This window comes from Pedobacter agri PB92, from assembly GCF_000258495.1.
Lineage (GTDB): Bacteria > Bacteroidota > Bacteroidia > Sphingobacteriales > Sphingobacteriaceae > Pedobacter > Pedobacter agri.
On sequence record NZ_AJLG01000025.1, the window covers coordinates 23,634 to 37,911 of the forward strand.

15 protein-coding genes and 1 pseudogene are annotated in these 14,278 nt (G+C 36.8%); 10 read left to right on the forward strand and 6 right to left on the reverse strand.

The window, feature by feature from the left end; genetic code table 11:
* Positions 1-75: 75 nt before the first annotated feature.
* Positions 76-822 carry an SDR family oxidoreductase gene (locus ON09_RS05735; protein ID WP_010600105.1) on the forward strand — a complete coding sequence of 249 codons (747 nt, stop codon included), beginning with the start codon at positions 76-78 and terminating at the stop codon, positions 820-822.
* A 209-nt stretch (positions 823-1,031) separates the two neighbouring features.
* Here ON09_RS05735 and ON09_RS05740 read toward each other — a convergent pair whose 3' ends face one another.
* Both ON09_RS05740 and ON09_RS05745 read right to left on the reverse strand, forming a co-directional pair.
* Complete coding sequence (locus ON09_RS05740) at positions 1,032-1,454, reverse strand: PepSY-like domain-containing protein (RefSeq protein ID WP_010600106.1); 423 nt, start codon at positions 1,452-1,454, stop codon at positions 1,032-1,034.
* Positions 1,455-1,572: 118 nt separating this feature from the next.
* Positions 1,573-2,103 carry an NAD(P)H-dependent oxidoreductase gene (locus ON09_RS05745; protein ID WP_010600107.1) on the reverse strand — a complete coding sequence of 177 codons (531 nt, stop codon included), beginning with the start codon at positions 2,101-2,103 and terminating at the stop codon, positions 1,573-1,575.
* Between the two features lie 98 nt (positions 2,104-2,201).
* On the opposite strand from ON09_RS05745, the gene ON09_RS05750 reads away from it, so the two are divergent.
* The 4 genes from ON09_RS05750 to ON09_RS05770 all read left to right on the forward strand — a co-directional run bounded on the left by ON09_RS05750 (position 2,202) and on the right by ON09_RS05770 (position 4,016).
* A complete protein-coding gene (locus ON09_RS05750; RefSeq protein WP_010600108.1) occupies positions 2,202-2,567 on the forward strand; it encodes a winged helix-turn-helix transcriptional regulator in 366 nt (121 codons plus the stop codon).
* Positions 2,568-2,748: 181 nt separating this feature from the next.
* Positions 2,749-3,111: a VOC family protein gene (locus ON09_RS05760; RefSeq protein WP_010600110.1), complete on the forward strand. Its 363-nt coding sequence runs from the start codon at positions 2,749-2,751 to the stop codon at positions 3,109-3,111.
* Positions 3,112-3,121: 10 nt separating this feature from the next.
* The gene (locus ON09_RS05765; protein WP_010600111.1) at positions 3,122-3,562 is read left to right on the forward strand and encodes an EVE domain-containing protein; all 441 of its coding nucleotides are present in this window, start codon (positions 3,122-3,124) and stop codon (positions 3,560-3,562) included.
* Positions 3,555-4,016, forward strand: coding sequence for a MarR family winged helix-turn-helix transcriptional regulator (locus ON09_RS05770; protein WP_010600112.1), 462 nt, complete (start codon positions 3,555-3,557; stop codon positions 4,014-4,016). Before ON09_RS05765 ends, ON09_RS05770 begins: the two co-directional genes overlap by 8 nt.
* 121 nt (positions 4,017-4,137) lie before the next feature.
* Here ON09_RS05770 and ON09_RS05775 read toward each other — a convergent pair whose 3' ends face one another.
* A complete protein-coding gene (locus ON09_RS05775; protein ID WP_010600113.1) occupies positions 4,138-6,645 on the reverse strand; it encodes a S9 family peptidase in 2,508 nt (835 codons plus the stop codon).
* Positions 6,646-6,818: 173 nt separating this feature from the next.
* Between ON09_RS05775 and ON09_RS05780 the strand changes: the two genes are divergently transcribed.
* From ON09_RS05780 to ON09_RS05795, 4 genes are read left to right on the forward strand one after another with little or no spacing between them, the layout of a single operon-like run.
* Positions 6,819-7,697, forward strand: coding sequence for a polysaccharide deacetylase family protein (locus tag ON09_RS05780; protein WP_010600114.1), 879 nt, complete (start codon positions 6,819-6,821; stop codon positions 7,695-7,697).
* A gap of 54 nt (positions 7,698-7,751) precedes the next feature.
* Entirely contained in the window at positions 7,752-9,110 is a 1,359-nt protein-coding gene (locus ON09_RS05785) for a M1 family aminopeptidase (protein WP_010600115.1), read from the forward strand.
* Between the two features lie 11 nt (positions 9,111-9,121).
* A complete protein-coding gene (locus ON09_RS05790; RefSeq protein ID WP_010600116.1) occupies positions 9,122-10,003 on the forward strand; it encodes a polysaccharide deacetylase family protein in 882 nt (293 codons plus the stop codon).
* A 39-nt stretch (positions 10,004-10,042) separates the two neighbouring features.
* A complete protein-coding gene (locus ON09_RS05795; protein WP_039841932.1) occupies positions 10,043-11,212 on the forward strand; it encodes a DUF3298 and DUF4163 domain-containing protein in 1,170 nt (389 codons plus the stop codon).
* A gap of 65 nt (positions 11,213-11,277) precedes the next feature.
* Here the strand turns inward: ON09_RS05795 and ON09_RS05800 are convergent, their stop codons facing one another.
* From ON09_RS05800 to ON09_RS05810, 3 genes are all read right to left on the reverse strand, one after another.
* Positions 11,278-11,730 carry a hypothetical protein gene (locus tag ON09_RS05800; RefSeq protein ID WP_010600118.1) on the reverse strand — a complete coding sequence of 151 codons (453 nt, stop codon included), beginning with the start codon at positions 11,728-11,730 and terminating at the stop codon, positions 11,278-11,280.
* Positions 11,731-11,905: 175 nt separating this feature from the next.
* Positions 11,906-12,478, reverse strand: coding sequence for a nitroreductase family protein (locus ON09_RS05805; protein ID WP_010600119.1), 573 nt, complete (start codon positions 12,476-12,478; stop codon positions 11,906-11,908).
* Positions 12,479-12,664: 186 nt separating this feature from the next.
* Positions 12,665-13,213 carry a hypothetical protein gene (locus tag ON09_RS05810; protein WP_029204142.1) on the reverse strand — a complete coding sequence of 183 codons (549 nt, stop codon included), beginning with the start codon at positions 13,211-13,213 and terminating at the stop codon, positions 12,665-12,667.
* A gap of 436 nt (positions 13,214-13,649) precedes the next feature.
* On the opposite strand from ON09_RS05810, the pseudogene ON09_RS05815 reads away from it, so the two are divergent.
* Positions 13,650-14,240: pseudogene (locus ON09_RS05815) on the forward strand (ATP-binding cassette domain-containing protein); the annotation flags it as partial.
* Positions 14,241-14,278 lie beyond the last annotated feature (38 nt).

The following is a 14,278-nucleotide window of genomic DNA, read 5'->3' on the forward strand; positions in this document are numbered from 1 at the left end:
TTTTCGTTACAAAGTTACGAAAACGAACTTAACTGTTCTAAATTTGTACCATCAAAAACGTTTAAATAATTTAAAATGAATTTCAAAAATAAGAATGTAGTGATCACCGGTGGAAGCACAGGAATTGGCTTTGCAACAGCTAAAGCTTTTATTGAAAAAGAAGCCAATGTAACCATCACAAGCAGAAACGCTGAAAACCTGCAACAGGCAGCGGCTAAAATTAACAGTTCGAACTTGCAAACGGTCGTTTCAGACACTTCCTATATACCTGGGATTGATGTGCTGGAAAAAGCAGTTGCTGCAAGCGGAAAAAAAATAGATGTACTTTTCTTAAACGCAGGAATAGCAGTATTTGCTTCTATCGCAGAAGCAACTGAAGCAGATTTCGATGCACAGTTTAATACCAATGTAAAAGGTTTCTTCTTCACCCTACAAAAATTGATGCCTCATTTGGCTGATGGTGCAACAGTATTGTTTACCTCATCAACAGTGGCCACCGCTTCGAATTTAGGCACCAGTATTTATTCAGCAACCAAAGGAGCAGTAAATAAAATTGCTCAAATTGCCGCGAATGAACTTGCTGAAAGAAAAATCCGGGTGAATATTATTAGCCCTGGTCCTATTAAAACAGAAGGATTTGATAAGGTGGTTGCTACAGATGATGCTCAAAATTATATGGCATCAGCTACAGCTTTGCAAAGATTAGGTGATCCTAGTGAAATTGCAAAAACAGTTTTATTTTTAGCTTCTGACGAAGCAAGTTTTATTACCGGAACAGAATTGCTGGCTGATGGAGGTTATACTAACTATGCAAGAAGATAAATCGCTATTAAAAATTGTTAACAACAAAATCATAGCTTTTTATATTGTGGCAGGGCATCTTCCGGAGTGAATATTAGCTTCTTAGTAAATTATCAGATCCTTTAAGGTTTGCTTTGATACATATCTCCGGCACAAAACCATTAATGAAAGTCATATATAATAAAAAAACCAGAGCCATTGAAAGATCCAATGGCTCTGGTTATCGCTAATTAATCGGCAACTTCTTTAACAAATTTGCCATCAGCACCGTACCAAACATTTACATCCGGAGTACCTTCAATATCTACCTTGTAGCTAATTTTGCCACCGGCATTAATCCAGTCTACATCATCTATCCTACCCTTTGGATATTTAGCTTTAATACTCTTTGCTATCGCAGCGGGTAATTGTGTGTTTGGAATATCTTTCTCAAATGAAACGACCTTGCCATTACCCATGTAGGTGGCTTTGTGATCGATTTTACCTAAATCAAAATCAGCTTCATAATTTCCACCTTTCATCTCCCAATCCACATCGGTTGCTTTTGGATATGCCTTTGCGAAAGCGGCTTTTACCGCAGCAGGAACTTTACTTTGATCTATATCCTGAGCATTGCTACTGGCAATTCCCCCAACTAGAAGAAATGCTGCCATAATTGTACTTTTATAATTCATATTAAAATAACATTAGAGAAAACCAAATGTTTGATATTAGAAGCGCACACTTTCTTCCGGTTTTAAAAGATGCAAAGGAATAATGATAGTATTCAGCTTATAAAGCTTTCAAAAATTCCAAATATAGCGGAACACTTTTTTCAATGTATGCTGGCGTGGAATGATATTCTATTCCATAGTAGGCGAAGAACGGCCGGTAATCTGCTTTCACGTATTCTAAGCTGAGCTCAAACGGGCGGGTAAGTTCTTTTAAAGGATATTTATAGATTCCCGAAGGACGAAGTTCATCTTCACCAACACCCAGTGAAATTGCCAGCGCAATTTTTTTTCCGGATAGTGGATAGCCGCTTTTACTTCCGTAGGCCCAGCCATGTGTTAAAACTTCATCAAACCATTTCTTTAATAACCACGGACTGTTAAACCAATAATAAGGAAACTGAAACACGATTTTATCATATTTTTCCATCAGCTTTTGTTCTGCCTTAACATCTATTTTTCCATCAGGATAGGTCTGGTGGAGCTGGTGCACTACATATTGATCAGGAAACTTTCGCAGTGCTTCAATCCATCTTTTGTTTACCAAAGAGCTATCAATATCTGGATGAGTAACAATTATTAATGTTTGCATTTTATCAAAATTTTAAATTATTTGAAACAAAAGTAATGCCCCTGCAGTAGCTTTGGTATATCAACAGCCTGTTGTAATGTACTATATAAAATGTAAGTATGACTGAGATTAAGGAAACATCGACCAATTTCGCCAACAAGCAAGCACTGGCAGATGAATGCCCTGAAGCTTATGCATCTAATATCATCGGCGGCCAGTGGACATTGGTAATTTGCTCCTGGCTACTGGAGGGGAAATTAAGATTTAGTGAATTAAAAAAGAATTTGCCCAATATAACCGAACGAATGTTAACGCTTCAACTGCGTAAATTGGAAGAAAATAAAATTATTTCCAGAACGGTTTATGCAGAAGTTCCGCCACGGGTAGAATATGAACTTACAGCCATAGGTTATGAATTAAAACCAATTATTAAAGCCTTAGAAAACTGGGGAGAAAAACATAAGGCTTTGCTTGAGGAAACTTAAATTTACCCTGAAGGATTTTGTCTTAATCCTTTTCGCAAGAACATTTTTTTTCTTTTATTTATTACCGTTTTCTTCTAGCCTGGAAAAAAAATATCCAACTATTGAGGCAAAAAATAAAAAAAAGAAAAACACTTATATTGTTGTCGTGATTACTATATTTGCGACAACAAAATAATTTATCATGAGAAGATTAGAATTTGCATCGCTTCAGGTTAGAGATTTAGCGATATCGAAAGTATTTTATACAGAGAAACTAGGGTTTGAAGTTTCTGAAATGAGTAATCCTTATGCCTGTGTTTTCACTTATAATAAAGGTGAAGCTAGTTTCGCAATAAGGACACCTATCGGAGATATCGAAGGAAAAGAATTAGGTATTGGTACGTCGCTTTGGTTTGCTATTGATGGGAACATTGATGATTTACAAAACCAACTGATCGCTAAAGAAGTAACATTGATTGGGAATATTAATAATACGCCTTTTGGCAGGACGATAATGGTAAAAGATCCCGACGGCTATGTGATTACTTTTCTGGAAACCATTTAAAAGGCTCGTGATGGCTGATCGTACAGTAAAAAATTGGATCATTGTGGCTTCTAAAGATCATGTCAAAGTAGGTATAGCACAAGGGATTGCTCAGGCGTGCCACGGAAAATCTTCGCCTTTACAGCGAATGAAAAAAGGAGATTTCGTAATCTATTATTCTGGAAAGCAAACGATGGGGAAACCAGACAAATGTCAGGAATTTACAGCCATCGGAACAGTAAGAACTGAAGAAACTTATACAGTTAAAGTGTCTGCAGATTTTTATCCATCCAGACGCGAAATTGATTTTTTTGAATGTAAGAATGTTTCAATTCTTCCGCTGATAGATGATTTAGATTTTATCCCTAATAAAAAAAGTTGGGGTTATCCATTTCGATTTGGTTTCTTTGAAATCAATCAAAAAGATTTTGAGTTAATTTCATCAAAAATGCTTCACCATCAAAATGGCTAACGAAATAGAATTTCAGTTTAAAACTCCGAATGATAGTCCGGGTTATTTGCTCGGACAGCTTACCATGCTCTGGCAACGTAAATTAAAGAAAGTGTTAGATCCATTGGATTTGACACAAACACAATTTGTATTGCTTGCTGCGTTGGGCTGGCTTTCAAAAACAAATAAGGAAGTTACACAAATTGACATCGCAAACCAGAGTAATACCGATAGAATGATGGTTTCAAAGGTTCTACGAACATTACAGGAGAAAGGTTTTGTAACGCGACAAGAACACGAAACTGACACCAGAGCAAAAACAATTCGTCTTACTCCTGATGGTGAAAATGTGCTGCAAAAAGGACTTGTTGAAGTAGAAAATGCGGATAAGGTTTTTTTTGCTTCTTTAGACACCAGCCTATCTTTGTTTAACAAAAGTATGGTACAACTTATTGATCAAAATAAAAGCATATAACTACCAATCAGCTTACCGCATTGAGATTTTAAACTTGAACAATTTTTAAAACCCAAAACAGCGAAGGCTTGCGTTAAAATGCAAGCCTTCGCTGTAATCATTACTAAAATTTGAAAAGAATTTACTTTCCGGTCTTTTCGATATCGCGATCCATTTCCAACAAATCGACATCTTCCGGACTTGAGAAATCTCCAATTAAATATTTGTTGAAGTGATCAGCCAATTTCCAGAAAGCATATTCTGTCATATCGCCAAACCCATGTCGCTGCCCTGGTATAATCAAAAAATCAAAACGTTTTCCGGCTTTCATTAAGGCATTCGCTACACGAATCGAATTTGCCGGATGCACATTGTTATCTACATCGCCATGCATTAATAGTAAGTGCCCTTTCAGATTTTTGGCCAAATCAGGATTTTTATCGATGCTGTATTTAAATGATGTATCGCCTTTTAATGAAATAACTTCTTTCACGCCATGATGTTTTTCACTCCACCAACGGTTATAGATACTGTTATCATGATTTCCGGCGTTAGAAACTGCAGCTTTAAAAAAGTTTGGGTAAACCAACATCGCCGCGGTAGACATGAAACCACCACCTGAGTGACCAGTAATACCCACTTTAGTATCATCAATGTAACTGTATTTTGAGGCCAATTGCTCAATTGCAGTTTTCTTATCGGCCAATCCGTAATCACGCAGGTTTCCGTAACCGTAAGTATGGTACCATTTAGAACGTGATGGATTTCCACCACGGTTACCTACGGTGATTACAATGTAGCCAAACTGTGCTAAACGTTCTGTACGGTCCATGCTCTTACTAAAAGCTTTGTTTACAGCTTCCGTTTGTGGGCCAGGATAAACGTACTCAATAATAGGATATTTCTTGTTTGGGTCGAAATCAAAAGGCTTGTACATTACGCCATACAAATCAGTTACGCCATCATCAGCCTTCACAGTAAAAGGCTCCGGAAACTTGTAACCTGCAGCCGTTAGTAAGGAAAGATCAGTAGCTTCCAATTCCATTACTTTATGACCATTTTTGTCATACAAAGTAGATTTTGGCGCCGTATTTACCCTTGAATAATTATCTACAAAAAAGCTGTTATTGTCATTCATACTCACTGCATGATCGAAATTGCCAGCGTTTAACAGCTTCATATTCGAGCCATCAAAATTGATGCTATACAGATGTAAATAATAAGGATCTTCTTTGCCTTCCCTGCCATTTGCGGTGAAATAAAGCACTCGGTTTTTCTCATCGATATTTACAATACTTTCGCAATGAAAAGAACCTTTGGTTATTTGGTTTTTAAGCTTTCCGTTCCCATCAAAAAGATAGAAATGAGCCCAGCCATCACGCTCGCTCCAATGAATCAATTCTTTTCCATTATTGATCAATCCCGGGCGATTTACCTCTACGTAAGTATTGAAGCGCTCATCAATGAGTGGAGTCACTTTGCTTGTAGCAATATCAATTGTACCAATATCAATGCGTTTTAAATCGCGGCTGGTACGCGAAAAATAAAATCTGCTATCATCGCCTAACCAAATCGAAGGACGAAATTCATTATCACGATCTTTAGCTAATGAAGGTTTACCCCAGACGCCAATGCTTTGATCTTTAAATGCAGATATATTTAATTTTTTGTAAGACTTTGCCGGGAAATCAAAAAGCAAAATTTCGTCTTGTGGTGCTTCGGCCTCACCTGGCATTTGATATTTGTACGTTTCTAAAGTTGGTCGGCCAGCAGTAACACTATTAATTACCCATAAATCTTTAACCTTACGGGAGTCAGTACGATCTAATACGAAGTATCTGGAGTTAGGCGACCAAAGTACATAGGCACCGCGGCGCTTCTTATTATTTTTTTCATTCTCAACATTATTCTCGCCATCACCATCACTTCCATAAGAATAAAATTTTATGCCATCTTTGGTGAGTTGATGTTCTACAATGGTGCTGTCTTCTTCATTTTTAACCGCTTTTTTGTAGTTCTCTTTATCCATCCAATACAAATTATAATTGCGTGAAAAGATGATGGCAGATGAATCAGGAGCAACTGAACCCCAGCTTGGTTTCGGTTTAGGCTTACTAAAATTTGGCACTTCAGTTAACTTTGCTGTAGCGAGGTCATATTTGAAAGAGAAAATTTTTTTCTGTAGTGAATCGGCAGCTTTTTTATCCTTGCGGTCAGGCTTTACTTCATCAATTGTGCTTTTCACTTCAAAAGAAATACTCTTTTCATCAGCAGCAAACTTTAAGTTTTCTAAAGGCAGATGTTCTGCATCAAAGGGATCGCGAACTGCTAAGGTGATACCAGCAGCAATTTTCGCGTTATCGAACATCAACTTTTTTGTTTTTGCATTCGGATCTACCAGGTACCAAAATTTCCCTTTCGGACTTTCAAAAGTGTACCAAAAACGATTACTCAATTTCAGCCAATGTGGATCAACCGAGGTGGAATAAACCATTTTCTTTAATTTATTTGGAGAAAATCGCGAAGCAAGTTGATAATTTGCCTTTGGTTGCGCCTGGATATTTTCAGTTAGCGTAAAGGTTTTATTTTGTGCAGCAACAGTTAGGGATAGAAACGGCGCACAAAGAAAAAGTTTGTAAAGTTTGTTCATCAAAATTGGTTTGAGGCGCTAAATTATTTAATAAAAGCTGATTATGATAGGTGGAGATTGTAATAAAACAGTTAGCTTATCAAATTTTTAAGGGTTGAATTATTTATCAACACCAGTTTATTGGGTGTATAATAAATTGCCAGAATTTATAGTTTTGTAGCAATTAAAATACTATGAAATACAAATTACTTACTATTATAGCTGCTGGCATTATTTTATTCACCAGCTGTCAATCCAACTCTCAAACCGGGAATACCGATGGAACCGATTCAACCGGACAGGTAACTAAAACAGCAGAGAACACCTCAGCGCCTGTAGATATTTCGAAAATTAAAGTGGCTGATGCCAAGACCATTCTGGCCAGAAAGCAGGTACCTATTTTATGCTACCACCAGGTAAGGAACTGGAAACCTACAGATGGCAAGGTGGGTAAAGATTATATTGTAGAGATCCAAAACTTTAAAGACCAAATGAAAATGTTGGCTGATAGTGGCTATCATACCATTTTGCCTGATCAGCTGTATGCCTATTTAAATACCGGAGCAGCACTACCAAGCAAACCAATTATGCTTACTTTCGATGATACCGACCTGGACCAGTTCACTATTGTAAACCCAACATTAAAAAAACTGGGTTATAAAGCAGTGTATTTTATTATGACTGTATCTATCGGCAAAAAAGGAAAATTTGTAGATTATATGAGCAGCGATCAGATTAAACAACTTTCTGATGAAGGCAATGTAATCGGATCACATACTTATGACCACAAAAACTTTAAAAAATACACCGGCAAGGATTGGGAAGAACAATTAGACAAACCAACGAAAAGACTGGAAGAAATAACCGGCAAAAAAATGACTGAATTTGCTTATCCATTCGGTTTATGGAACGCAGAAGGAATTCCTGAATTGAAAAAACGTGGTTTTAGAATGGCTTATCAACTATCTACTAAACGCGACGAAAAAGACCCATTATTCACCATTCGCAGAATTATTGCCAGCGGTTACTGGAGTCCAAAGACTTTAAGCAACAGCATTAAAAACAGCTTTTAAATACTCAAAACCCCGGCACTGTCTGGGGTTTTCCTTTTTTAAACAAAAAACGACATGAGAAAAATTGCCTTCTTCATCCTTTCATTAATTTCAGGAATAGCATCTGCTCAAATACCGCATCTTAACGGCCAGGTTGATATTGATATGAAAACCGGTCAGATTACCTGTGATTTTACATTAAGCAAAATCCCAAATCTGGGTAAAGATTATCAGATTGTTTTGAATAAAGGATTCAATATTAAAGCGATTAAAGATGTTGACAACAATACCTTGAAATATTCTGGTTTTTACGGCGGGGCAATGCGTGGCGAAGGTTTAACCTATGCACCACTATTTAAAGATAGTACGATGGTGAATCCGAAGCGGCTCCATATTTTGTATACCGGCGCCTTCCCCATTTATACTGACACGTTAAACTTTATAGATTTTAAAGGTTTGATCGCTTTCAATGGTAAAACCATGCGAGCTGCTGATCAATCGAAATGGTATCCAATTATTTACGATATCAAAAACGATCGGCTGATTGAGCAGGTTACCTTTAATATTCAGGTAAGTGCTAAGGGTGCCAAAACCATTTTTGTAAATGGCGATTTACCTCAGTCTGGGCCAGCTGGAAGGTTTAAATCTGATATTGCCATTGCCCCTATGTTATTTGTTGGCGATTATGGTGTACAGAAAACGGATGGCGCCTTATTTTTAAATACCAATATGAATCAAAGACAGCTATCTGTTTTTGAACAGAATATTGCTGAAATGAAAGCTTATTTCTCTAAAAATCTCAAAATCCCTTACAATACTAAAAACGTCTTTATAGAACATGAACCAGTAGAAAAATTTAATAAAGGCCGCAGCTGGGGCTTCGTTGCTTTTCCAACAATTGCTTTTGCAGGTATTAAGCTTGGTGACATGATTGATAATCAAAAACCTCAACTGAAAGATTCTACAGATTATCCATTTATTGCCCATGAAATCGGCCATTATTACTTTGGAAATGTGTTGCAACCCAATTCAACATTATTTTGGTTTTTTCTGGAATCTACCGCAGAGTATTTATCAGTAAAAGCCAGCGAAGAAAAATTCGGGAAAATATTTGCTACGAAATATTTTCAGGATAGAGGCAAACAGCTTAAAAACTTCAAGGCAAAACCTTTAAACACAATCATAGATATGAACGATATTTCTGGCACTTATCGCTACAGCTATGGCCCGTTTTTACTGAGGGGCCTTGAGCAAATCATCGGAGAAAAGCAAATGTTTAAATTTTTAAATACCTGCTTAATGGCCAAAGCAGAAGCGACAGATTATAGCTTTTTTAAACGGAATGCACTAAAATCAGGGATATCACCAAAACAATGGGACACCTTTGAAAAAGACTTTATTTTATCTGAAAACGCAGTATCTTTGGTGAAATAATTGATAACAAATTGAACAAAAATTTAAAAGCAGCGCCCCACCCCCTCACGTTTATCTTATTTTTAGGCTTATTGATTTCCGCTTGTGGCCATCAAACAGCGACAGAAAAAAACACTGAAGATACAACGACCACTACCCTAAAAACAGATACATCACAAAGAAAACCAGCTGATGCCAAAACCATTCTGGCACGCAAAGAAGTTCCTGTTTTATGCTACCACCAAATTAGAAATGCTTTGGCTAGTGACAGTAAGCGAGCAGGCGATGACATCATTTCTCCAGACAAATTCAGAGATCATATTAAGATGCTGGCTGATAGCGGTTACCATACCATCTTACCCGACCAGCTTTATGATTACCTGGTTTATGGCGCTAAATTACCCGAAAAACCGATTATGATTACATTTGATGATACCGATATGGATCAGTTTACAGTCGGCAACACCACTTTAAAAAAGTATGGCTTTAAAGGGGTCTATTTTATCATGACGGTTTCTATTGGCAGAAAAGGAAGGATCAATTACATGACCAAAGAAAACATCAAACAGCTGGCTGATGAAGGCAATACAATTGCAAGTCATACTTATGATCATAAAAATTTTGCTCAGTTTAAAGATGAAGACTGGAAAACCCAGATAGATGAACCCACAAAAAAATTAGAAGAAATCACTGGAAAAAAAGTTGAGTATTTTGCCTATCCCTATGGTGTTTTCAAGGCTGCGAATTTGCATAAGTTAAAAGAACATGGCTTTAAAGCAGCATTTATCTTATCTACTGCCCGTGATGAAAACTATCCGCTGTACACCATTCGCAGAATTATTGATCCGGGAAGGTACTCTGCCAAAAACCTATATTACAGTATTAACAAGAGCTTTAATAAAACAAAATCATAGTTTCATCTGTAAAATAAGGGAATATCTTTGCAAATGATCATGAGAAAATATATCCATCTTACACTTTTAAGTTTTTTAATTCTCGCTTCATGTACCAATTCAAAAAATAACCAAAGTACTGAAGAAACTTCGGATAGCACTTCCGCTACCTTAACAGAATTGCCAGCAAATTTTTATAAAAGGTTGGAAGGTACCATTGCCGGAAAGGCAGTAGTAATGAATTTGCAAAAACTAGAAGGTGAATACGATGGCAATTATCACTACGATGGCCCATGGTTAAATTTATCGACTGATACTTTGGTGGGCAAAGACAGCCTCGTTTTATTTGAAAATAGCTTTTACGATTATTACTTTGACCAGGACGCCAAGCAAAATCATTTAGCGCTGAAATGGACAGGAAATGGCTTCAAAGGAACATGGTCTGATGGTAAGGGGACAAAGAATTTCCCAATCCAGTTAACGGAGAAATATCCTGAAGGAAGTTACCAATTTATCACAGGTGTTTATACCGACTCTGTAAAAGCATTTGCTGAACGGGAAAAATCGCCACAGGCAACCATTAGTTTTGAGTACTTACAGGCCAAATCAACTGATGATGCTGGAAATTGGCTAAATGGTCAGCTTAAGAGTATTTCTGGAATAAAATCTGGAAATGTAAATCGGGAAGCTGGTTTTAAAAAAATGGCCTCAACATATTTCGCCGATTACAAACAACAAATCTCCAAGCAACAAAAAGATGGGCCTGACCGTGGTTTTGAAGCCTGGATGAATTATACAGATGATAGTCAGCAGAGCATTGTTTACAATGAAAATGGATTTGTTGTGGTAGACTATCTTACAGATGCATACACTGGTGGTGCTCATGGAAATTATGCCAGCACCATGTTCTGTCTCGATGTAAAAAACAAAAAACAGATGGTGTTGAATGATGTGGTTAAAATTGATTCCAATTCCCTGCAAAAATTGTTGGAGCAGAACTTAAGAAAGCAATACAATATTAAGCCGCAAGATCAATTAAATAAAGTATTATTTGATAACTTTCTGAAACCTAATAACAACTTTTATTTCAATAGAAATGGATTGGCATTTATGTATAATCCTTATGAGGTAGCAAGTTATGCACAAGGGCAGATTGTGGTTTTTATTCCTTTCTCAGAACTGAAAGCTTATTTAATTCCTGCCTTTGCTGAAAGACTTGGTATAAAATAGAATGCCGTTGTGTTATTTAACTATGTAATCCACACTGTTAAAAATTAAAAGTTTAGAGGTGAAATCTATAAAATTTCCTTTACCAGATATTTATTTCCATTAAAACTTAATTCATCTCCAACCTTTGCATTGAGAAAGGCTCGCCCTATCGGTGCAGCTTGAGATACTGCGATAAACTTTTCTCCATCTACATTTAGCTCACCTGCACTAATACTGATATAGAAATTTCCATTTGATGTTAAAATCAAACTGCCATTTTTAACCTCTTTGGCAGCATCCACGTTTTCTATTTGTTGCAACGCGATTTTCTGTTGCCCAGCCTCATAAAGTAATTTGCTATTCCTATCCATTTCCTGCTGCATCATTTCACGGGTGGTTTCATACTTATCACCAGCACTGCTTTTGGTATCATCGTTAGAAGCTTGCCTGGCTTGTAACATAGAATATTCAATATTTTCTATCCTATTTTGAATAAGAGTAAAGCAAAGCTGAAATAATTGATTTTTTAAAGTAAACATGGTTATTAAGAAAAAATTTAGCTGATATTGAAAATAAAATGGTCTGTGCGAAAGTCGTCATTTCGAGCGAAGTCGGGAAATCCTTTAAAATAGGTTGTGTAATTACAAAGATTTCTCCACTTCGCTGCGGTAAAAATGAATGATGATTATTTCCGAACGATGATGGGTGCCTGAGCTACTCCTCAATCCAATTTACCTTTTCTTCAATTGAGGTTCGGTTGGGTGTCCAGGGTTTTTCGTTGTGGTAGCCCATGTAAAAGAGGCCAATACATTTTTCATTTTCTGCCAGGCCTAAAAATCCGCCCAAATCGTGAATTAGTGGCGGCGAACTCCAATAAGCTCCAACTTTTAAACTCTCGGCAGTAAGTGCCATATTTTGTACCGCACAAGAAACAGCAGCCAATTCCTCCCATTCCGGGATTTTACCAGTTACGACCATATTAATAGCGATAATGCAATCTGCCTGCTCCGTTTTCTCAGCGAAACTATCATATTTTTTCTGAAGGAAATTTTGTGGCGATACAAGATTTTTATATAATCTTCCAAGTTCTTCACCAAGTTTTCCTAAGCCGGCTTTCCTGATCACGGTAAACCGCCAAGGCTGTGTTAGCTTATGCGTGGGTGCGTAATTCGCAGTTTCTAAAATTTGATTAATTACCTCAACAGGAATTTCTTTTTTAATATAACTGGCAGGAAAAATACTGCGTCGCTCTTTTATAACCTGAGATACGATTTCATAATTGCTCATTTTGTAAAAATAGTCAAAAGCAAAAAGATTAAAGTTGAAAGCACTTGATAAAACGTCTTAAACAAAAAGATTTGACGTTTTAATGTCTTGCCAGCAGAAAAAAGCAAAAGCAGACATTTACGCGGAAAACCGAATTTAAACTTCGAAACATTTCCTCCACTCCTGGCACTTTTTCACTTTAAACTCTTAGCTTTTTACCTTAAGCTGTTTCCTGATCTGTTTAACCTTCGCAAAAAAAGCGATACTTTCTTTATCTAACAGAAACTCCATTGTATCAATTAATTCTTCTTTAATCCAGTTATGTTTAGATATGAGGTTGGCTAAAATGTTTAAGCAGTGAGATTTTACCGCAACAGGAACATGCTCATCAATTAACCAAGCGAAAACAACTTCTACAATCGTGTCAGTTTCAAAATCTGTTATGATGACTTTAATTTCAGGTGATGTTTTTTTGTTGGTGATAAAAGCCAGAATTTTAACGTAATGGCGTAACGCAGAAAGATTTTGTTGCAACGGAAGTTTTTGGAGGAAATAGGTGGCATGAGGCAAAAACCGCTCCTGATGATTGGAATAAACACGTTCTAAAATCCACGCAGCCCGGAAGCCAATTTGTTCATCATGATGAAAACTTAAATCGATTAAATCTTTGGCAGAAAAAGTTTGCGCCGAAGTTTTTGCGGCCAACTGCTCCACTTCTATTTTACCAACTGGTTTTTCTAAGAGATCTGTTAACATTTGCATGAATGATAAAATTAAAAAGAATTCCGTCAGCTGAAGCAGACGGCAATGAAAGGGTTAAATGTACAGGCAATGGCTTATCATTGCCATTGGTTTTAAATCATTAAACCTAACGCGATTCATTACCATTGGTTTTCAACCAACGGATAAAAACATTTGCCAAATTGGCTTTAGCCAAAATAGTACTTTGGGTTGTCTTTCTAGCCAAAAGCACAAACCATGGTTAAATAAACCCGATTGAACGGAAATACTTTTTGTTGCAGTCTTCAACAAACTCAAACTGACGACAACAAAAAGATTGAAGTGAAAGCGGGACTACAATTGCCAAAAGATACTGAACGATCATTTTCAAATTATTAATCCCATACCTTTTGCCTTCTACCTTTTTACCCTCAACCTTTTTGCCTATCTTTGCGGCTTATTTCTATTTAATATGATTTCAGTTTCTAATTTATCTTTACGATACGGCAAACGCACATTATTTGAAGATGTTAACTTAAAATTTACCCAGGGCAACTGCTACGGTGTAATTGGGGCTAATGGCGCAGGTAAATCTACTTTCCTTAAAATTTTATCGGGAGAAGTAAGCCAAACTTCAGGTAGCGTAGCCTTTACTCCAGGAGAAAGAATGGCGGTTTTAAAACAAAACCACTACGAATTCGATGAGTTTTCGGTATTGGAAACTGTTATGATTGGCCATAAAGAACTTTATGCCATTATGAAAGAGAAAGATGCCATTTACATGAAAGAAGATTTTACCGAAAAAGATGGTGAACGTGCCGGAGAGTTGGAAAATCTTTTTGCTGAAATGGATGGCTGGAACATGGAAAGCAACGCGGCAACCATGTTAAGCAACTTAGGTATTACTGAAGATAACCACTATAAATTATTGAAGGAACTGGATAATACACAAAAAGTACGTGTGTTATTGGCTCAAGCTCTATTTGGCAATCCGGATATTTTATTGTTGGATGAGCCTACCAACGATTTGGACATTGAAACTATTGCATGGTTAGAGAATTTCCAACTTCGGTGAGTTTAGGTAAGCCTTTGATCTCAATT